We start from the raw sequence: 18,811 nt of genomic DNA, 5'->3' as shown, positions 1-18,811 counted from the left end.
ACGCACGGTTTTTCCACTCCCCGTACGGCGGGAACGCGCACGGCAGGCCAGCGCGGCTGCCGCCCGCCCTCGGGCCGGCCCCCTGGCGGCGCGATCACCGGAGGGACCGGAAGAACGAAGCCGCGACTCGGCACGATTTGCCGGGACCTGCCCAGATTGGGACTTGCTCAAACAGCCGGGGCGTAGCGCGGTGCCGGACTGCCGACCTGCGTGGCACCAAATAGCGCATCCTGCGCTGCGTCATAGGCGGTCCAGAGTTCGGCATCGTGGACCGAAGGAAGCGTCACCGCCTCGCCCGTATCGAAACCGGCAAGCGCCGCATCGACCAGATTTTCCGCCGTCATGACGACCGCAGGATCGAGCGCCGAAAGCGGAAGACCGGCCTGGTCGTAGAATTCGGTTACAGTAGCTGCCGGAAGGACAACCTGGACGCGAACGCCGGTCCCCTGCAACTCGCCTTGCAGCCCACGGCTGAACATCACCACGTAGCTCTTCGTCGCGCTGTACAGCGTCGTGATGGGAAGCACGTGCAGCGCCATGACCGACGCGATGTTGATGATCGCACCGGCATCCCGCTTCACGAACGCAGGCAGGACGGCGCGAGCCAGCCGGGTGGGCGCGACGAGGTTGAGCGCGATCGTCGAGGCCGTATCGGCATCGGACATGTCGAGGGTGCCGCTCAGCTTGCCATTGCCCGCGTTGTTCACCAGCAGCGCGATCCGCTCGTCGGAGCGTAGCAGCTGCTCGACCCGTGCAAGGCCTGCTTCGTCGGTGAGGTCGGCCTCGATCGCCTGGACCTCGACTTGGTGCGCCGCCGACAGGCTGTCCGCCAGCGTTCACAAGCGATCGATCCGGCGCGCCACCAGCACGAGATCATAGCCGCGCGCCGCGAGGCGATCGGCGTACACCGCACCGATGCCGGAGGATGCCCCGGTGATGACGGCGATGGGATTGGCTGACGGCATTGGTATCACCTCAGTATTCTTTAACGGTCATAAAAGAATGGATTGGTTGCGTCCGCCTGTCAATCGTTGTTTAACGGGCATTATGGAAACCCCGTCAAACCGACCGATTGGAAGACCCCGCGGGTTCGACCGGGACGCTGCGTTGGACAGCGCCATGCGTCTGTTCTGGCGGCACGGTTATGAGGGTGTATCGTTCCAGCAGCTCACGGCGGAGCTGGGTGTCGCGGCACCCAGCCTGTATGCCGCGTTCGGCAACAAGGCGGCGCTCTATCGCGAAGCGCTCGACCGGTACGCAGATTTCCGCGGAGCCTCCGATCTGTCGTTCATGGATGCGGCGGGGTCGCTTCGGGAAGCTGTGCGCCTTCTGCTCGACGGCACCGCCCGGGGATTGCTCGATCCGAAGGGAGAGATCGGCTGCATGCTCAACACCGGGATGATCGCCAGCCATCCGGACCATGCCGAGCTTGCGCAGGAACTCGTCCAGCGTCGTGCCGCCTTCCGCACCTTGCTGGCGGAGAAACTGCGGCAGTGGCTGACGGCAGAGCCCGCGGAGCGTCTGTCGCGGTTCATCACGGCGATCATGCAGGGTTTGGCCATCCAGGCGCGGGACGGGTACAGTCTGGCGGAACTGCAAGCGGCCGTGAGCGTCGCGCTCGACGCCGTGCCGGCCACCGCTCCGCTCGAAGCCGGATAGACTTCGATCGATTGAAGATACCGTGCGCGATACCGGTTCCGGAGCGCACTCTCTGGCGATCGGCGTATGGCGAGAAGGCTCCGCCGGCTGCATCGGGCGAGCCGTCGAAGACGTTTGGCACCAAGGGGGTGTCGGCGCTGCCCGGCAAGACGACGTTCACGCGGATGCCGCGGCCCGTCAGATCGTTCGTCCGGCTCCGTGCAACGGAGCGAACCGCCGCCTTGCTGGCATGATACAGCGACTGGGACGGATACGCCTCGAACCCCGCAATCGAACCGTTGCGGACGATCACGCCACGAGGAGTTGCGCGGATGTTAAGCCGATGCCGTCGCTGCCGCCTTGTGAGGAAGCCTGGCCGCCTGGTTCCCCGCAAGTCTCCCACACCTCAAATCCGTCACGCCGCGCCTATTCGGCGTTGCACCATCGTGCGGGAAGGGTTTGTCGGCCCCTCCTGATCCCGCTATTCGTCCCGCCGGGTCGGGGGGACGGACGAATGACGGTACTGGCAAAGACGAACTGGTGCGTGCTGGTCGGGATAGGCCTGATAACGGCGTCGTGCAGCGGGAGCGGCAGCGGCGGGGGCGGGGGCGGCGATGTCGCGGTCGTCCCGGCCGGACCATCGGGAGCCGCCCCCACCCCCACCCCCTCGCCGACACCCACGCCCACACCCCAGCCAAGCTATGCCGCTGCGTCGGACTTCACGCGCGATCGCGTCTTCACCGCGATTGGCTACACGTTGCAGCAACCCCGCGGGGCGTCCCCGTTGACACGCCTCGATCAGGAGTCGGCAGCGCAGGGGTTCGATTTCACGGTGGCGACGCGGCAGTACAAGGCCCGCTACGGCAGCGCGGCGCTCACGGTCGGCACGCAAGTGCAGGGAAGCGGGAGCGCATCCTTTGATACGTCGGTCGGGTCACCCCAAAGCCTTTCCCGCAAGCCGGTCGATCTCGGCTATGATGCCAATGGCGCCGGGATCGGCCTGAGCTATGCCGGCTATGTCACGTGGCAGGATACGACCGACCCCGACAATCGCGTGCTGCGCTATCTGTTGTTCGGTGCGCGGACGCTTGCGAGCGACCTTCCCACTGCGGGGACCGTCATCCTGCGCGGGCAGTCCACCCTCACCTCGACCTTCGTTTATGGCGGCACCGGCGCGACGGCGTCGCTCGCGATCGACTATGGCGCGCGGTCGGTCAGCGGCAGCACCGCTTTCTATCCCGCGTCGCTGGGGGGAACGGGCTCGTCCATCTACGGCCCGCCCGTCACCCCACAGCCGATCACGCTGGTCGGCGTGGTCGATCCGTCGACCGGCCGGGTCAGCGGCACCGCGACCTACACCGCTTCGGGCGTCACGGGCAGCTTCGAAGGCGCGCTGTACGGCCCGCGCGGGACCGAGGTCGCGCTGCTCGTCACGATCACGGCGGCCGACGGAACGGTCTATTACGGCCTCGTCGGCGCGCAGGCGTGAATCACGGTATTTTGCCAATATAACAATAGCTTATATGAGACGCCCGTGCCCGGTCCGTGCAACCTTCGCTGCGTTCGCCGCGCTGCCCGTTACCGGCCGAGACAGGCAATCGCCGCCGCATCGATCGCGGTCGCCGCGCCCTTCAGCGCATAGACGTCCGCGAACGGCCCCCCGGCCTGCCCCAGCGTCTCGACGCTCATGCTCCGGCTGGAGCGGATCGCCGAGACGATCGCGGCGTCGGTCCGCGCATCGGGCGCCCAAGCGTCGGCAGCGGTCGCGGTCAGGTCGAAGCGGCGGTCCCCGACCGACAGCGTGACGCGCGCCTGGCGATCGCGCTCCCGGCTCAGCCGGATGTGGAGCTGGTTCCGCACCCGTCCCGCTCCAGCCTCCCGCCCCGGCCAGCTCGCGATGCTCGCGAACGGCCGCCAGCGCGACGCGCCGCCCGCGCGCACCGGCTCGGCGATCGCGAAGCAGCGGCCCGGCGCGGAGTCGCTGAACGCGCCCCACCGGTCGAACACGCCGAGCGTCTCGCGCGCCCCCGCCCCCGCCGGGAGCGCGGCCAACGCCAGCACCGCCAGCAGCCGCCGGATCACGCGGGCGCATGCCCCGCGCCGCGATGGACCAGCGTCTCGACTCCGCGCTCGATCAGCACGATCGAGCCCTGCGGCAGCCCGGGCAATGCGGGCGCGCCATAGCCCGGCAAGTCCGCGCCTCCGGTCATCACCCCGCGCAGCACCCGGCTGGAGACGCCGTGCATGATGACGAGCCGGTCGCCCGGATCGGCGTCGGTATCCGCGAGCCAGCCCGATACGCGTGCGGCGATCGCGGGATAGTGTTCGCCGCCCGGGGCGGGATGCAACAGCCCGGTCTCGCGATCCACGACCTTCAGCCCTTCCGCCGCGAGATCGGCATAATAGCGCCCCGCCCAGTCGCCGGTGCCGATCTCGACCAGCCGCGAATCGGTGTGTGCGCCGTGCCAATCGAGCTCGAGATGCTCCGCGATCACCGCAAGCGTCTGCAATGCGCGCCCGGTCGGCGAGGCCCACAAGGTCAGTGCGGGCTTGGCGCCCAATTTCTGCCGCAACACCCGCCCCATTTCCTCCGCCTGCGCGAAACCGGCGCGGGTCAGCGGCGTGTGCGGGTGCTCCCCCTGCAGGCGCCCTGCGGCGTTGAAGACGGTTTCGCCGTGCCGCGCAATGTAATCGCGGCCGCCGCGTGGCGACTTCGGGGCGGTTTGCGACAGTATCGGGGCGTTGGAATTCATGGGCGTTCCTTCAACCCCGTGTGGCGCAAAAGCAACGGTTTTCCGTGTTTATCTGAGGTTCATGCAAGGCCTTCGGCGAGCGCCTATCTGAGCCTTCCCCGCTGTTAAGGATTTGGAACCGGCGGGCGAACACCATGGAGTTACCCCAATGCGCAAGATCGTCCTCACCGCCGCCACCGCCGTTCTCGGCCTCGGCATGGCTGCCCCCGCACTGGCCCAGGACGGCCCGCCCACCAATTCCCCCGACCGCGCGTTCAACGGCCCGCGTGCCGGCGTCCTGCTCGGCTATGACAAGCTGCAGCCCGGCAGCACCGACGGATCGAGCATCCGCGGCGACCGCGGTGCCGACGGCCTGACCTATGGCGGCGACATCGGCTATGACATCGACAACGGCGGCCGCTTCGTGTTCGGCGTCGAAGGCGAAGTCACCGGGTCGACCAGCAAGGTCACCAACAACCCGGTCGATGCAGCCGCGCTCGGCTACGGCCGCGTCAAGGCCGGTCGTGACTTCTATGCCGGCGCGCGCGTCGGCTACAAGCTTCAGCCGACCATGCTGCTGTACGTCAAGGGCGGTTACACCAACGCCCGCCTCGATCTGACCGCGAACAACGGCACGGTCACCACCGGCCAGCATTATACGCTGGACGGCTACCGGGTCGGCGCAGGCGTCGAGCAGGCGATCACGGCGCGCACCTATGCCAAGCTCGAATATCGCTATTCGAACTACGGCAACGCACGTCTTGAGTTCGCGAATGGTGCCAACACCAACAACTTCAGCGTCGACACGGACCGTCACCAGGTTCTCGCCGGCGTCGGCTTCCGCTTCTGATTCGGTCGCTTACGACCGGAAACGAGACGGCCCACGGCTGATTAGCTGCGGGAAAGAGGGGTCGGGGCGCTTGCTCCGGCCCCTTTTATGTTTAAGGAAAGGCACACGGCGAATTGCCCCCGGTGCGCACCGGAATGGGCTGAAAATGGGGCGGCGGCCCGGGGGAACGGCATGAAGGCGACGATCGAACGCGCAACCTTGTTGAAGGGGCTCAGCCACGTCCAGTCGGTGGTCGAGCGGCGCAATACCATTCCAATCCTGTCCAACGTGCTGATCGAGGCGACCGCCGAAGGTGGCCTCAAGCTGATGGCGACCGATTTGGATCTCCAGATCAACGAGACGATCGCGGCCGCGGTCGACCAGCCGGGCTCGACCACCGTGTCGGCGCACACCTTGTTCGACATCGCACGCAAACTGCCCGAGGGTAGCCAGGTGTCGCTCAGCGCGGCCGAGGGCAAGATGACGATCATGGCGGGACGCGCCAAGTTCCAGCTCGGCACGCTGCCGCGCGACGATTTCCCGGTGATCGCCGAGGGCGAGCTCCCGGTCAGCTTCGAGCTGCCCGCCGAGACGCTCAAGCAGATCATCGACAAGACGCGCTTCGCGATCTCGACCGAGGAAACGCGCTATTATCTGAACGGCATCTTCTGGCACGTGTCAGAGGATCCGCTCCCCGTGCTCAAGGCCGCCGCAACCGACGGCCACCGTCTTGCGCGCGTGACCATGCCGCGGCCGGATGGCGCGGAGACGATGCCCGACATCATCATCCCGCGGAAGTGCATCGCCGAGCTGCGCAAGCTGCTCGACGAGATCGACGGCTCGGTCGGCGTGTCGATGTCGCCGACCAAGATCCGCTTCGATCTCGGGCAGGCGCTGCTGACGTCCAAGCTGATCGACGGGACCTTCCCGGACTACAGCCGCGTCATCCCGACCGGCAACGACAAGATCCTCAAGATCGACCCGCGCAGCTTCGAGGAAGGCGTCGACCGCGTCTCGACGATCGCGACCGAGAAGACCCGCGCGGTCAAGATGGCGCTCGACCGCGACAAGATCATCCTGTCGGTCAGCTCGCCCGAAAACGGCACCGCCGCCGAGGAAGTCCCGGGCGAATACACCGCGCTCGGGTTCGAGATCGGGTTCAACAGCCGCTATCTGCTCGACATCCTCGGGCAGCTCGATGGCGACACGATCGAGGTCCACCTCGCCGATGCCGCCGCGCCGACGTTGATCCGCGAGAATGACAAGTCGGCGGCGCTGTACGTCCTGATGCCGATGCGCGTCTGAGGACGCGGTCTCGTTCTCCTGCGCCGGCGGGAGAACGAGATCACGTCTAGCGCGTCCCGCCAAAGGGTTGCAGCGGCAACACCAGTCCCGCCGCGACAAAATAGCACGCGTCCACCTGCGCCGCGACCTCCTGGTTGAGCCGCCCCGCGGCGTCGCGGAACCTCCGGCCCAGCGGATGCTCGGGCACGATCCCCAGCCCGACCTCGTTGCTCACGATCATTACCGGCAGCGGCGTTCCGGCGATCGCGGCGAGCAGATCCGCGGTGCGGCGAGCGATGTCATGTTCCCCCAGCATCAGGTTCGACAGCCACAACGTCAGGCAATCGACCAGTACCGCGCCGGCCCCGACCGCGCCAATTGCCTCGGGGAGCGCGAGCGGGCATTCCACCGTCCGCCACCGCGCGCCGCGATCCGCCTGGTGCCGGGCGATGCGATCCGCCATCTCATCGTCGCGGCCTTCCCCGGTCGCAAGATAGGTCAGCGGTCCGTCGCACGCCTCCGCCGCCTGCTGCGCAAGCCGGCTCTTGCCCGACCGTGCGCCGCCCAGGAATAGTGTCGATCGTGCCACGGCTTGCCCTTGTCCAACGCGCGTTCTAGACGCGCAGCTGCGACAGGTTCCCAGAGATGGGATGAAAAGGGAACCCGGAAGCGAGCGCAGGCTCGTCATCCGGGGCTGTCCCCGCAACTGTGACCGGCGAGTCTTGCTCCTTCGTGCGCCACTGGATCTCCGGATCCGGGAAGGCCGGGCAAGATGAGGACCCGGAAGCCAGGAGACCTGCCTGTCGCGGTTGTCCTTCGTCCGGCCGGGGAGTGCCGAGCGATCGAGGGTTTCCTCGCGAGACGACATGGTTGGGGTCGTGCGTCGCGGGAAGTCGTTTTCCGGCATATCGCCATGCGTGGTCCCATGAGCTGTTGCGAAGGGGAACCACGTGAAGACCTGTACCTATCTGATAGTGCTGCCGTGCATAGCGCTTGCCGCGCCCGCGCTGGCGCAGAGCGCGCAGTCCACCACTGGGCTGGAGAAGGCCGCCGATGCCGCGCAGGAGATCGTCGTCACCGCCAACCGCGCGGCACGCCCTGTCGATACCGTCGGCCAGTCGGTCACCGTTCTGGACACCGCCACCATCACGCAGCGCCAGGCGGTGGTCGTGTCCGACCTGCTCCGCCAGACACCCGGCGTCACCGTGGTCCGCAACGGCGGGATCGGCACCACGACCTCGGTCAGCATTCGCGGCGCGGAGAGCGACCAGACCGTCGCGCTGATCGACGGGATCAAGCTCAACGATCCGTCCGCGCCGGGCGGGGGGTTCAACTTCGGCAACCTGCTGATCGGCAATATCGCGCGGATCGAAGTGCTGCGCGGGGCGCAATCGGTGTTGTGGGGCAGCCAGGCGATCGGCGGGGTGGTCAACCTCGTCACCCGCCAGCCGACCGAGAACATCGCGATCATCGCACGTGCCGAGGGCGGCGGCGATGGCACCGGGCAGGGGTTCGCCAACGTCTCGGGCAAGGCCGGGCCGGTGTCGGCGAGCTTCGGCGGCGGGTATTATAGTACCGGTGGGATCTCGGCCTATGCGCCCGGCACCGAACGCGACGGGTTCCGCAGCTATGCCGCCAACGGCAGCCTCGGGATCGCGCTCGCGAGCACCGTCTCGGTTGACCTGCGGGGTTTCTACACCAACAGCCGCACCGATTTCGATGGCTTCCCGCCGCCCGACTACACGTTCGGCGACACGCGTGAATATGGCGATTCCGAACAATGGATCGGCTATGCCGGGCTCAACGCCGCGCTGTTCGACGGGCGCCTGCGCAACCGCATCGGCTATGCGCACACCGATACCGACCGCCGCAATTTCGACCCCGACAGCGACCCGACCGAGACGTTCCGCGGGATCGGCCGCAACGACCGGATCGAATATCAGGGGACGGCGGACATCACCAAGGCGGTGTTCGCGACCTTCGGTGCCGAACGCGAGGTCTCGCGCTTTTCCTCGTCGAGCTATGGCGGCCCGGTCACGCGCGGGCGGGCGCGGTTGTTCAGCGGCTACGGCCAGCTCGCGATCACGCCGATCGCCGGGCTGACCGCGACGGGCGGCGTGCGGCATGACGACCACAACATCTTCGGCGGTGCGACGACGTTTTCGGGAAGCGGGGTCTATTCGCCCAACGCCGGCGCGACCACGCTGCGTGCGAGCTATTCCGAAGGGTTCAAGGCCCCGACGCTGTACCAGCTGCAGAGCGAATATGGGAATGCCGGCCTGACCCCGGAACGCTCGCACGGCTGGGACGCCGGTATCACGCAAAAGGCGCTGGACGGCGCGGTCGAGGCAAGCGCGACGTATTTTCACCGCAACTCGCGCGATCTCATCACCTTCGTATCGTGCGACGGACCATTGACCGGGATCTGCACCGATCGCCCGTTCGGCACTTACGACAATATCGCACGGACCCGCGCGCAGGGGGTGGAACTCACGCTGCTGCTGCGCCCGGTCGCGCCGCTGACGGTCAGCGCGAGCTACACCTATCTCGACGCGACCGATCGCTCGCCCGGTTCCGCCACGTTCGGATACACGCTCGCGCGGCGGCCGGGCCAGAGCATCACCGTCAACGCCGACTATCGCTGGACCTTCGGGCTGACGACCGGCGCGACGCTGACCTCGGTCGGCGACAGTTTCGACGATGCCGCGAACGCGCGACGGCTCGACGGCTATGTGCTCGCGGACCTGCGCGCGTCCTTTCCGGTCACCAGGACGGTCGAAGTGTACGGCCGGATCGAGAACGTGCTCGATACGCACTACCAGACGATCTACCAATATGGGCAACCCGGTCGCGCTGCCTTTGGCGGCATCCGGCTGACCTATTGACCGCCCGATGACACCCCGCGACCTCGCCCTGTTTCACGCCCACGGCGGACGGGTCGAGGCTGCGCGGGCCGCGTTCGGGGGGGCGGACTGGATCGACCTGTCGACCGGGATCGCACCCTGGGCGTGGCCGGTGGCGGGGGTCGATCCGGGTTGGGAGCGGCTGCCCGAGCCGGGGGCGATCGCCGCACTCGAGGCGGCGGCGGCGGCGGCGTTCGGGGTGGCCGATCCGACACAGGTCGTCGCGGTGCCGGGGACCGACCTTGCGATGCGGGTGCTGGCACCGCTACTGGGCGCGAAACGGCCGAGCGTGGTGCGGCCGGGCTATGCGGGGCATCTCGCGGCGTGGCCGGGTGCGGTGGCGGTTTCGGCGGATTCGGTGGATGCAGTGGGTCACGCCCCATCCCTTCCCATTCGTCACCCCGGGCCTGTCCCGGGGTCCACCGTGCCGCGTGATCCACGGCCAGGGGATACGCACCCCGGTGGACCCCGGGCCAAGCCCGGGGTGACGGTGGGAGTTGGAGGTGGCGGCGCGCTCAACGACGCCGACCTGCTGGTGCTCGCCTCGCCCGCCAATCCCGATGGCCGCGTCACCGATCCCGCGCTGCTGCGCACGCTTGCGACGACGATGACCGTCGTCGTGGACGAAGCCTATGCCGACCCCGCCCCCGCCCTCTGCCCGCACGCGAGCGACCGGCTGATCATGCTGCGGTCGTTCGGGAAATTCTACGGGCTCCCCGGCGTGCGGCTCGGCTTCGTCGTTGCCGGTCAGGATCTTGCAACGCGCTTGCGGACGCTGCTCGGCGACTGGCCGGTCTCGTCCGCCGCGGTTGCGATCGGGACGGCGGCCTATCGCGACGACGGCTGGCGCCAGGCGCAAGCCTCGCGGATCGCGGAGACCGGCACGCTGCTCGACGAAGTGCTGCGCGACGCCGGGCTCGACCTGATCGGCCACGCGCCGTTGTTCCGGCTCATCGCCTGCAAGGCGGCAACCCGCCTGTTCGAGACGCTTGCGCGCCACGCGATCCTGACCCGCCCCTTCGCCGATCAGCCCGACCGGCTCCGTATCGGCCTGCCGCGCGGTGCGGCTGGCCTCGTCCGTCTTGCCACCGCGCTTGAGGAGTTCCCCCGATGACCGAGACCCCCGAGGATTTCGCCCGCCACAATGCGCGCAGCAAGCGCATCGCCGCCGCGCGCGAACGGATGCAGGCGCGCCGCACGCTCGAGCGCGGTCTGCTGATCGTCCACACCGGCAACGGCAAGGGCAAGTCCTCCTCGGCGTTCGGGATGGCGATCCGCAGCATCGGCTGGGGGATGAAGGTCGCGATCCTGCAATATGTGAAGGGCAAGTGGGAGACGGGCGAGCGCAACTTCTTCGAGGCGCATCCCGACCTCGCGACCTTCGAGGTGATGGGCGAAGGCTTCACCTGGGACACGCAGGACCGCGCACTCGACATTGCTGCTGCGAAGGCCGCGTGGGAGCGGTCGAAGGAGATGATCCTCGACCCCGCGATCGACTTCGTGATCCTCGACGAACTCAACATCGTGCTGCGCAACGACACGCTGCCGATCGCCGACATCGTCGCGTTCCTGAAGGACCGCCCGCTGACCAAGCACATCTGCATCACCGGGCGCGGCGCGAAGCCCGAACTGCTCGAGATCGCCGACCTCATCACCGATTTCACCGAAGTGAAGCACCCGTATAACGCCGGGTTCGCGGCGCAGAAGGGCGTCGAGTTTTGAGGCGTTTGCTCGCCCTGCCCGTGGCAGCGGCGCTGCTGGCATCGGCGGCCCCGGCGCGCCCGCCGCGGATCGTATCGATCAACCCGTGTATCGACGCGGTGTTGGTGCGCATCGCCGACCCGGCGCAGATCGCGGGGATCAGCCATTATTCGCAGGACCCGCGCGCGACCTCGATCCCGCTCGGCGTCGCCAACCGCTTTCGCGCGACTTCCGGGACCGCCGAGGAAGTCGTCGCGCTGCGGCCCGACGTGGTGCTGACCGGGCCGCATACCGAGCCCGCGACGGTTGCCGCGCTCAAGCGGCTGCATATCCGGCTCGTCCAGTTTACGGTGCCGGAGTCGGTCGCCGAAAGCGTCGTGCAGGTCCGCGACATCGCTGCCGCGACCGGGCATGTCGAACGCGGCGTTGCGCTGGCGGCGCGGATCACGGCGGCGGCGACCCCTGCTCGCGCCACGCCGCTGCCCGCGCTGATCTGGCAATCCGGCGGGCTCGTGCCCGGCAGCGGGACGCTTCCCGATGAATTGCTCCGCCGCGCGGGGTTCCGCAACATGAGTGCAGCCTACGGCCTCAAGAAATGGGACGTGCTCCCGCTAGAATATCTCATCGCGCAGCCGCCGCGCGTGCTGCTGTCGGTCGCTGCCGCCGAAGCGGGCGAGGATCGGCTGACCGCGCACCCGGCGGTCAGGCGGCTCGCGCGGCGGATCACGGTCGCGCCCTATCCGGCGCGGCTGATGAATTGCGGCGGACCGACGATCATCGACGCAATGGCGCGGCTAAAGCAGGTCCGCCGCGGGTTCACCGCGTGACCCGGCTCAACCTCGGACTCGTCGTCGCGCTGGTCTGCGCGGCGTGCCTGTCGGTCGCGGCGGGCAAAGTGTGGGTACCGCTCGACGCGTGGACCGCCGCCGACCCGCGCTCGATCATCATCGTCGAACTGCGCCTCCCGCGCACAATGCTCGCGCTGCTGGTGGGGGGTGCGCTCGGGTTGTCGGGGGCGGTGATGCAGGGGTATCTACGCAACCCGCTCGCCGATCCCGGCCTGTTCGGCGTGTCGTCGGGCGCGGCGCTGGGCGCGGTGGTGTCGCTCTATTTCGGCTTCGCGGCGCGGCTCTGGCTGCTGCCGGGGTTCGCACTGGTCGGCGCCGGGGCGACGATGGCGTTGCTCGCATTGATCGCTGGACGTTCGGGAAGCCTGATCCTGTTCACGCTCGCGGGGATGATCCTGACCAGCATCACCGGCTCGCTCACCGCGCTCGCGATCAGCCTTGCGCCGACGCCGTTCGTTTCATCGCAGATCGTGACCTGGCTGATGGGCGCGCTGACCGATCGCAGCTGGGACGACGTCAAGGTTGCGCTGCCGCTGATCGTGGTCGGGAGCGCGCTGCTCGCGACGACTGCGCGGTCGCTCGATGCCCTGACGCTCGGCGAACAGGCGGCGCGCTCGGTCGGGGTCGATCCGGGGCGGCTGCAACTCGTGGTGATCGCGGGGACAGCGCTGTGCGTCGGCGCGGCGGTGGCGTCGGCGGGGGTGATCGGATTCGTCGGGCTGATCGTGCCGCACATGGTGCGCCCGTTCGCGGGCAACCGGCCGTCCGCGATCCTGCTTCCCTCCGCGCTTGGCGGGGCGGTGTTGCTGATGGTGGCGGACAGTCTCGTCCGGCTCGCGCCGACGGTGAGCGAATTGCGGCTGGGGATCGCGATGTCGATGCTGGGCGGGCCGTTCTTCCTGTATCTGCTGATCCGCATGCGCCGGAGGCTGGCATGAGCACGCTTGCTGCCGAGGGGATCGGCCTGTCGCTGGGGGGCAAGCGTGTCCTCGATGCGGTCAGCTTCGCGTTCCGGCGCGGGCGCGTGACCGCGTTGCTCGGGCCGAACGGTGCGGGGAAAAGCACGTTGCTCGCTTGCCTCGCAGCGCTGCGTGTTCCCGACGATGGTGCCGCGACGCTCGACGGTGCGGACGTACAGCGGATCGACCGACGCGTCCGCGCGCGCGCGATCGGGCTGTTGCCGCAAGCCGCCGACGTGCACTGGAACATCGACGTGTCGACTTTGGTGGGGCTCGGGCGGCTGCCGCATCGCGGGCGCTGGGGCGAGAGCGAAGCGGACCGCGATGCGGTCGCGCGCGCGCTGGCGGCGACCGACATGACCGGGCTGGCGGGGCGTGGGGTCGAGCATCTGTCGGGGGGCGAACGCGGGCGCGCGTTGCTGGCGCGGGTGCTGGCGGGGGAGCCCGACTGGCTGCTGGCGGACGAACCGCTCGCGAGCCTCGATCCCGCGCACCAGCTTGATGTTTTAGCGCGGTTGCGGGCGATCGCGGATGCGGGGAGCGGGGTGGTGCTGGTGCTCCACGATCTCCACCTCGCGGCGCGGATCGCGGACGATGCGGTGCTGTTGCGGGGCGGCCGGGTCGTTGCTGCGGGGCCTGCCGACGCGGTGCTCACCGCGCCGCTGATCGCCGAGGCGTATGGCGTGGATGTCGAGATCGGGCTGACTCCCGCAGGTCACCGCTTCATTCTGCCGATCGCGCGGTGAGCCATGCCGGGATGCTGCTCGCCATGCTGATCGCGGAGGCCGCGTTCGGCTATCCGCGCCGCTGGTGGCATCCGGTGATGGCGGCGGGGGCGCTGATCGCGGCGCTCGATCGGCGGTGGAACCGCGGCGATGCGGCGTGGCAGCGGATCGGGGGCGTTGCGCTGCTGGCGGTGTTGATTGCGGTGTCTGCGGTGTTTGGCGTGGCGATCGAGCGGGGTGCGGGGCGTGGCTGGGGGCTGGTGCTGGTGGTTGCCGTGGGCACTACGGGGCTCGCGCAACGGAGCCTTCATGATCATGTCGCTGCGGTGTTGCGGCCGCTTCTGGCGGGCGACCTGCCCGCTGCGCGCGCGGCGATCGCGATGATCGTCGGGCGCGATACCGACACACTCGACGAGGCCGGGGTTGCGACCGCCGCGATCGAAAGCCTTGCCGAAAGCTTCTGCGACGGCGTCGTCGCGCCCGCGTTCTGGTTCCTGTTCCTCGGGTTGCCCGGGCTGGTCGCGGCGAAGGCGATCAACACCGCGGATTCGATGATCGGGCATCGCACGCCGCGTTACGTCTGGTTCGGCTGGGCGGCGGCGCGGGCGGACGATGGGGTGAACTGGGTTCCGGCGCGGATTGCGGGGGCGTTGCTGTGTCTCGCCGGGCGGGGCGGCTGGCGGACGATGCTACGGGACGCGCCTGGTCACGCCTCACCCAATGGCGGCTGGCCCGAGGCGGCGATAGCGGGGGTGCTCGGGCGGACGCTCGGCGGTCCGGTCCGCTACGACGGCGAACCCGCTGCGCGCGCGATCCTGGGAGATGGCCCCCTCCCCGCTGCGCGCGATCTTGCGCGCGCGCTGCGCTGCTATCGGATCGCCTGCGGGTTGCTATGGCTTGTCGTCGGGGGGATCGCATGGCTGCGCTGATGCTGCAGGGGACCGGGTCGGACGTCGGCAAGTCGGTGCTGGTCGCGGGGCTGTGCCGCGTGTTCGCCAATCGCGGGCTCACGGTTCGTCCGTTCAAGCCGCAAAACATGTCGAACAACGCCGCGGTCACTGCGGACGGCGGCGAAATCGGGCGCGCGCAGGCGTTGCAGGCGATCGCCGCGCGGGTCGCGCCGAGCGTCGACATGAACCCGGTGCTGCTCAAGCCGCAAAGCGACCGGACCTCGCAGCTGGTGGTGCGCGGCAAGGCGCAGGGGACGCTACGCGGCGGCGATTACTGGCGGCGCAAGCCGGACTTGTTGCCCGAGGTGCTCGGTGCGTACCAGCGGTTGCGCGCCGAAGCGGATATCGTCGTGGTCGAGGGCGCGGGGTCGCCCGCGGAGATCAACCTGCGGCGCGGGGACATCGCCAACATGGGGTTCGCGCGCGCGGCGGACGTGCCGGTCGTGCTGGTCGGCGATATCGATCGCGGCGGGGTGATCGCGGCGCTGGTCGGGACGCAGGCTGTGATCGACCCCGCCGATGCCGCGATGATCCGCGGTTTCCTGATCAACAAGTTTCGCGGCGACGTGTCGCTGTTCGACGACGGGCTGGCGGCGATCACCGCGCGCACCGGGTGGCGGAGCATCGGGGTGGTGCCGTGGCTCAGCGATGCGGCGCGGCTGCCCGCCGAGGATGCGGTCGCGCTCGGGCGCGACACCGGCGATGGCGCGGGGCCGCTGATCGCGGTGCCGATGCTGGCGCGGATCGCCAATTTCGACGATTTCGACGCGCTCGCGCACGAGCCCGGCGTGCGGCTCGCGATGATCCCGCCGGGGACGCCGCTGCCGGGGGATGCCGCGCTGGTCATCCTGCCGGGGACCAAGGCGACGATTGCCGACCTCGCCTTCCTGCGCGCGCAGGGGTGGGACGTGGATCTCGCCGCGCACGTCCGGCGCGGCGGGCGCGTGCTCGGGATTTGCGGCGGGTATCAGATGCTCGGGCGGACGATCGCCGACCCGGACGGGATCGAGGGCGACGCGGGGTCGGTCGCGGGGCTCGGGCTGCTCCCGGTCGATACCGTGATCCGGGGCGACAAGCGGACGCGGCCGATTACGGGGTGGTTCGTCTCGGGCGACGCAGCGTTCGCGGGCTATGAGATCCACGCCGGGGTCACGACCGTCGACCCCGATGCCCCCGCGCTGCTCCGCTTCGCCGATGGCGCGCACGACGGCGCGACCGCGCGCGACGGGCAGATCGGGGGCTGCTACGTCCACGGCCTGTTCGACCAGCCGGACGCGCGCGCGCACCTCGTCGCCAGCCTCGGCGCACGCTCGGACGGGCTCGACCGGCGCGAGACGATCGATGCCGCGCTGAACGCAATCGCCGCCACGCTGGAACGGGTGCTCGACGTGGCCGCACTGATCGCCATCGCAAAGGAAGCCGCATGATCGACGAACAGACGCTCTGGGACCATCTCGACGCGCTCGCCAAGCCGCGGCGCAGCCTCGGCCAGCTCGAACGGCTCGCGGTGGCGCTCGCGCTGACGCAGGACCGGCGCGATCCACGCACGCGGCCCCGCCGCGTCGTGCTGTTCGCGGGTGATCACGGGTGCGTCGCGGACGGTGTGTCGGCGTGGCCGTCGGCGGTGACGGGGATGATGATCGGGACGATCCTCGCCGGACAGGCGACGAGCAACGCGCTCGCTGCGACCAACGATTGCCCGTTGCGGCTGGTCGATGTCGGGGTGGCGGGGCCGCGCATGGTCGATCCGCCCGCCTTCTTCCGTGATGCGCGCGTCGGCGACGGCAGTGCCAGCCTCGCGCACGGTCCGGCGATGACCACCGCGCAGTTCGACGCCGCGTGGCAGGTCGGCGCGGACGAGGCGGACCGCGCCGTCGCGGAGCGCGCGGCGCTGCTGATCGCGGGCGAGATGGGGATCGGCAACACCACTCCCGCGGCTTGCCTGGCCGCATTGCTGACCGGGCTCGATACCGACGCGGCGGTCGGGCGTGGCGCTGGCGCGGACGATACGACGCTGGCGATCAAGGCGCGCGTCGTCGCCGATGCGGTCGCGCGCGCGACGCTGCTTCTCGCCGAGGATGCGACGGCGGCGATCGCCTCGGTCTGCGGCTATGAGATCGCGGCGATGGCGGGGTTTTACGCCCGTGGGGCGGCGCTCGGCTGTACGCTGCTGCTCGACGGCTATGTCGCGACCGCCGCCGCGCTGATGGCCGAGCGGCTTGCGCCCGGAACCAAGCGCCAGATGATCGCGGGGCATCGCTCTGCCGAACCGGGCCACGCCGCCGCGCTTGCGGCATTGGGGCTCGAGCCGGTGCTCGCATGGGAGATGCGGCTCGGCGAGGCGAGCGGCGCACTCGTTGCCTTGCCGCTGCTCGATGCCGCCGCCGCGCTATTGAACGATGTCGCGCGGCTCGATGCGATCGGCGCGGAGCGGGCGGACTGACATGACGCGCGCCCCGTTTCTGGCCCCATCCTGGGCACCACCGTTGCTCGCGCTGCAATTCCTGACGCGGGTGCCCGTGCCGGTGCTCGCGCGGCTGTCGGGGGAGCAGGCCGCCGATGGCCTCGCGCGCGCGATGGCGTGGTTGCCGCCGGTGGGGTCGCTGGTCGGGCTGGTGACCGCGGGCGTGTTCGCTGGCGCGGGCGCGGCGTGGCCGCCGGTCGTCGCGGCGGTGCTGGCGTTGATGGTCGAGGGCCTGCTGACCGGCGCGTTCCATGAGGATGCGGTCGCCGATTTCTGCGATGCGTTCGGCGGCACCGCGCACGGCGAGACCGCGCTGCGGATCATGAAGGACAGCCGGATCGGGAGTTACGGGACGCTCGGGCTCGGGCTGGTGGTCGCGCTGCGGCTTGCGGCGATCGTTGCGCTCCCGGCGGGACTCGTAGTCGCGGCGATCGTTGCCGCCGCCACGATGGGGCGGCTGTGGGCGGTGGTGCTCGCAGGGGCCGTCGCGCCGGTGCGGGGGGACGGGATGGCGGTGCGCGCGGGGAAGGTGCCGCTCGGGCGGGTGCTGCTGGCGGTGGTCTTGGCGGTGCCGGGGGTGCTGCCGCTGGTGCTGCTGCGCCCGGTGTCGATGCTGGCGTGCCTGCTGGTCGGGGCGGTCTTCCTGCTCTGGCTGGCCGCTTTTCTGCGGCGGCGGATCGGCGGAAGTACCGGCGACTGCCTCGGGTTCGCGGCTTATGTCGGGCAGCTCGTCGTGCTGCTCGCGGCGGCGGCGGTGTGAGCGGGACGGTGCTGCTGGTGCGGCATCCGCCGGTCGCGCTGGCGTGGCGCAAGCGTTGCTATGGGCGCTCCGACATGGGGTGGAGCCGCGCGGGTCTGGCGATGGCGCGGGGGCTGGCGGAGGAACTGTCGGCGGTGCCGATCGATGCGATCGTTCATTCCGGGGCGCTGCGGACGGCGCGGCTGGCCGCGATGATCGCACGGCGGCGGGGGGTTCCGGTGCAGGCTGACACGGGTTGGCTGGAGCGCGACTTCGGGACGTGGGAGGGCCGGACGTGGCACGCGATCTGGCGTGAGACCGGGGATCTGATGGACCGGATGATGACCGATCCGGCGGGGTTTCGTCCGGGTGGGGGCGAGACCGGGCTTGATCTCTCGGAACGGGCCTGCGCGGCGTGGGGCCGGTTGCCGGGTTCCGGGACCACGCTGGTGATTGCGCACGGTGGGCCGATCGCGGCGGTGCGGGCTTGGCAGGCGGGGGAACCGCTGGAGGCGATGGTGGGGTTTATTCCGGCGTGCGGGGATGTGGTGGAGGTTTTGCGGGACTGAAAAGGGTTAGCCCCTCCCCTTTAGGAGTGTCGGGTCGGCCATGCCCCCGGCATGGCCTGAAGGATGCGGGGCATCCTTCACCCGACACTGGGTTGGGGTGGGGAAGTCTGGCAGAGCGCGTTCTCGGTGAGACACTGCCCCACCCCCAACCCCTCCCCTGAAGGGGAGGGGCTTTTCCTCTCAGTACAGCCCTTACCCCGCAGTCCCCCCGCGGACGATCATGCCGCCCTTCATCACGAACGCCACACGCTCGAGCGTTCCGATATCCGCTAGCGGATCGCCGTCGACCTTGACCAGATGCATAGCGCCCCGCCGCGATCACGCAGACGTCGGTGGTGCGGTATGGGCGCGGCGGGCGGACGCTCCGCTGGAGGCGATGATGGGGTTTATTGCCGGCTGCGGGGGCGTGGTGGGGGTTGCGCGGACGGGGACAACTTAGCCCCTCCCCTTCAGGGGAGGGGTTGGGGTGG

19 protein-coding genes, 2 pseudogenes and 1 riboswitch are annotated in these 18,811 nt (G+C 69.4%); of the genes and pseudogenes, 15 read left to right on the top strand and 6 right to left on the bottom strand.

Annotated elements, in window-relative coordinates; all coding sequences use genetic code 11:
- Positions 1 to 167: 167 nt before the first annotated feature.
- Positions 168 to 965, bottom strand: a pseudogene (locus tag RH91_RS06245) (SDR family NAD(P)-dependent oxidoreductase).
- 154 nt (positions 966 to 1,119) lie between these two features.
- Between RH91_RS06245 and RH91_RS06240 the strand changes: the two are divergent.
- The gene (locus tag RH91_RS06240; protein WP_232283572.1) at positions 1,120 to 1,659 is read left to right on the top strand and encodes a TetR/AcrR family transcriptional regulator; all 540 of its coding nucleotides are present in this window, start codon (positions 1,120 to 1,122) and stop codon (positions 1,657 to 1,659) included.
- Here the strand turns inward: RH91_RS06240 and RH91_RS23050 are convergent.
- Entirely contained in the window at positions 1,544 to 2,041 is a 498-nt protein-coding gene (locus RH91_RS23050; RefSeq protein ID WP_442852540.1) for an SDR family NAD(P)-dependent oxidoreductase, read from the bottom strand. The two genes, RH91_RS06240 and RH91_RS23050, sit on opposite strands and share 116 nt — an antisense overlap.
- Positions 2,042 to 2,152: 111 nt before the next feature.
- On the opposite strand from RH91_RS23050, the gene RH91_RS06235 reads away from it, so the two are divergent.
- Positions 2,153 to 3,127: a hypothetical protein gene (locus tag RH91_RS06235; RefSeq protein ID WP_232283419.1), complete on the top strand. Its 975-nt coding sequence runs from the start codon at positions 2,153 to 2,155 to the stop codon at positions 3,125 to 3,127.
- 89 nt (positions 3,128 to 3,216) lie between these two features.
- On the opposite strand, the gene RH91_RS06230 is transcribed toward RH91_RS06235, so the two are convergent.
- Together RH91_RS06230 and RH91_RS06225 are read right to left on the bottom strand one after the other, a co-directional pair.
- Entirely contained in the window at positions 3,217 to 3,720 is a 504-nt protein-coding gene (locus RH91_RS06230) for a hypothetical protein (RefSeq protein ID WP_010161753.1), read from the bottom strand.
- A complete protein-coding gene (locus tag RH91_RS06225; protein ID WP_010161751.1) occupies positions 3,717 to 4,391 on the bottom strand; it encodes a histidine phosphatase family protein in 675 nt (224 codons plus the stop codon). Before RH91_RS06225 ends, RH91_RS06230 begins: the two co-directional genes overlap by 4 nt.
- A gap of 148 nt (positions 4,392 to 4,539) precedes the next feature.
- Between RH91_RS06225 and RH91_RS06220 the strand changes: the two genes are divergently transcribed.
- A complete protein-coding gene (locus tag RH91_RS06220; protein WP_010161750.1) occupies positions 4,540 to 5,220 on the top strand; it encodes an outer membrane protein in 681 nt (226 codons plus the stop codon).
- 171 nt (positions 5,221 to 5,391) lie between these two features.
- Entirely contained in the window at positions 5,392 to 6,504 is a 1,113-nt protein-coding gene (dnaN, locus tag RH91_RS06215; protein WP_010161749.1) for a DNA polymerase III subunit beta, read from the top strand.
- A gap of 46 nt (positions 6,505 to 6,550) precedes the next feature.
- Here dnaN and cobU read toward each other — a convergent pair whose 3' ends face one another.
- Positions 6,551 to 7,072, bottom strand: a complete 522-nt coding sequence (gene cobU, locus RH91_RS06210; RefSeq protein ID WP_010161748.1) for a bifunctional adenosylcobinamide kinase/adenosylcobinamide-phosphate guanylyltransferase — start codon at positions 7,070 to 7,072, stop codon at positions 6,551 to 6,553.
- A gap of 27 nt (positions 7,073 to 7,099) precedes the next feature.
- A riboswitch (cobalamin riboswitch) is annotated at positions 7,100 to 7,301 on the top strand.
- A gap of 132 nt (positions 7,302 to 7,433) precedes the next feature.
- Between cobU and RH91_RS06205 the strand changes: the two genes are divergently transcribed.
- From RH91_RS06205 to RH91_RS06155, 11 genes are read left to right on the top strand one after another with little or no spacing between them, the layout of a single operon-like run.
- Positions 7,434 to 9,368 carry a TonB-dependent receptor plug domain-containing protein gene (locus tag RH91_RS06205; RefSeq protein ID WP_010161747.1) on the top strand — a complete coding sequence of 645 codons (1,935 nt, stop codon included), beginning with the start codon at positions 7,434 to 7,436 and terminating at the stop codon, positions 9,366 to 9,368.
- Positions 9,369 to 9,375: 7 nt separating this feature from the next.
- Entirely contained in the window at positions 9,376 to 10,500 is a 1,125-nt protein-coding gene (locus RH91_RS06200; protein WP_010161745.1) for an aminotransferase class I/II-fold pyridoxal phosphate-dependent enzyme, read from the top strand.
- Complete coding sequence (gene cobO, locus RH91_RS06195; RefSeq protein ID WP_010161744.1) at positions 10,497 to 11,108, top strand: cob(I)yrinic acid a,c-diamide adenosyltransferase; 612 nt, start codon at positions 10,497 to 10,499, stop codon at positions 11,106 to 11,108. Before RH91_RS06200 ends, cobO begins: the two co-directional genes overlap by 4 nt.
- On the top strand, positions 11,105 to 11,914 hold the full coding sequence (locus RH91_RS06190) for an ABC transporter substrate-binding protein (RefSeq protein WP_029623650.1): 810 nt from the start codon (positions 11,105 to 11,107) through the stop codon (positions 11,912 to 11,914). The genes cobO and RH91_RS06190 overlap by 4 nt, the downstream gene beginning before the upstream one ends.
- The gene (locus tag RH91_RS06185) at positions 11,911 to 12,873 is read left to right on the top strand and encodes a FecCD family ABC transporter permease (protein WP_010161742.1); all 963 of its coding nucleotides are present in this window, start codon (positions 11,911 to 11,913) and stop codon (positions 12,871 to 12,873) included. Before RH91_RS06190 ends, RH91_RS06185 begins: the two co-directional genes overlap by 4 nt.
- Entirely contained in the window at positions 12,870 to 13,640 is a 771-nt protein-coding gene (locus RH91_RS06180; protein ID WP_010161741.1) for an ABC transporter ATP-binding protein, read from the top strand. Before RH91_RS06185 ends, RH91_RS06180 begins: the two co-directional genes overlap by 4 nt.
- Before the next feature lie 11 nt (positions 13,641 to 13,651).
- Complete coding sequence (cbiB, locus tag RH91_RS06175) at positions 13,652 to 14,548, top strand: adenosylcobinamide-phosphate synthase CbiB (protein ID WP_010161740.1); 897 nt, start codon at positions 13,652 to 13,654, stop codon at positions 14,546 to 14,548.
- Entirely contained in the window at positions 14,536 to 15,996 is a 1,461-nt protein-coding gene (locus tag RH91_RS06170) for a cobyric acid synthase (protein ID WP_010161739.1), read from the top strand. Before cbiB ends, RH91_RS06170 begins: the two co-directional genes overlap by 13 nt.
- A complete protein-coding gene (gene cobT / locus RH91_RS06165; protein ID WP_010161737.1) occupies positions 15,993 to 17,012 on the top strand; it encodes a nicotinate-nucleotide--dimethylbenzimidazole phosphoribosyltransferase in 1,020 nt (339 codons plus the stop codon). The genes RH91_RS06170 and cobT overlap by 4 nt, the downstream gene beginning before the upstream one ends.
- Before the next feature lies 1 nt (position 17,013).
- On the top strand, positions 17,014 to 17,793 hold the full coding sequence (locus RH91_RS06160) for an adenosylcobinamide-GDP ribazoletransferase (protein WP_232283418.1): 780 nt from the start codon (positions 17,014 to 17,016) through the stop codon (positions 17,791 to 17,793).
- Entirely contained in the window at positions 17,790 to 18,341 is a 552-nt protein-coding gene (locus RH91_RS06155; RefSeq protein WP_010161734.1) for a histidine phosphatase family protein, read from the top strand. Before RH91_RS06160 ends, RH91_RS06155 begins: the two co-directional genes overlap by 4 nt.
- Before the next feature lie 192 nt (positions 18,342 to 18,533).
- On the opposite strand, the pseudogene RH91_RS23575 reads toward RH91_RS06155, so the two are convergent.
- Positions 18,534 to 18,672 (bottom strand): annotated as a pseudogene (locus tag RH91_RS23575) (amidohydrolase family protein); the annotation flags it as partial.
- Between the last annotated feature and the right edge of the window lie 139 nt (positions 18,673 to 18,811).

The organism is Sphingomonas sp. PAMC 26617 (genome assembly GCF_000242835.1).
Taxonomy (GTDB): domain Bacteria; phylum Pseudomonadota; class Alphaproteobacteria; order Sphingomonadales; family Sphingomonadaceae; genus Sphingomonas.
Note: the sequence above shows the minus strand (reverse complement) of the source record. Positions and strands in the feature narration are given on the sequence as shown.

Coding starts and splice junctions, on each gene's coding strand:
- RH91_RS06160 (WP_232283418.1), top strand. CDS start 17,014: ATGACGCGCGCCCCGTTTCTGGCCCCATCCTGGGCACCACCGTTGCTC.
- RH91_RS06220 (WP_010161750.1), top strand. CDS start 4,540: ATGCGCAAGATCGTCCTCACCGCCGCCACCGCCGTTCTCGGCCTCGGC.
- RH91_RS06180 (WP_010161741.1), top strand. CDS start 12,870: ATGAGCACGCTTGCTGCCGAGGGGATCGGCCTGTCGCTGGGGGGCAAG.
- RH91_RS06240 (WP_232283572.1), top strand. CDS start 1,120: ATGCGTCTGTTCTGGCGGCACGGTTATGAGGGTGTATCGTTCCAGCAG.
- dnaN (WP_010161749.1), top strand. CDS start 5,392: ATGAAGGCGACGATCGAACGCGCAACCTTGTTGAAGGGGCTCAGCCAC.
- cobT (WP_010161737.1), top strand. CDS start 15,993: ATGATCGACGAACAGACGCTCTGGGACCATCTCGACGCGCTCGCCAAG.
- cobO (WP_010161744.1), top strand. CDS start 10,497: ATGACCGAGACCCCCGAGGATTTCGCCCGCCACAATGCGCGCAGCAAG.
- RH91_RS06170 (WP_010161739.1), top strand. CDS start 14,536: ATGGCTGCGCTGATGCTGCAGGGGACCGGGTCGGACGTCGGCAAGTCG.
- cbiB (WP_010161740.1), top strand. CDS start 13,652: ATGCTGCTCGCCATGCTGATCGCGGAGGCCGCGTTCGGCTATCCGCGC.
- RH91_RS06225 (WP_010161751.1), bottom strand. CDS start 4,391: ATGAATTCCAACGCCCCGATACTGTCGCAAACCGCCCCGAAGTCGCCA.
- RH91_RS06235 (WP_232283419.1), top strand. CDS start 2,153: ATGACGGTACTGGCAAAGACGAACTGGTGCGTGCTGGTCGGGATAGGC.
- RH91_RS06200 (WP_010161745.1), top strand. CDS start 9,376: ATGACACCCCGCGACCTCGCCCTGTTTCACGCCCACGGCGGACGGGTC.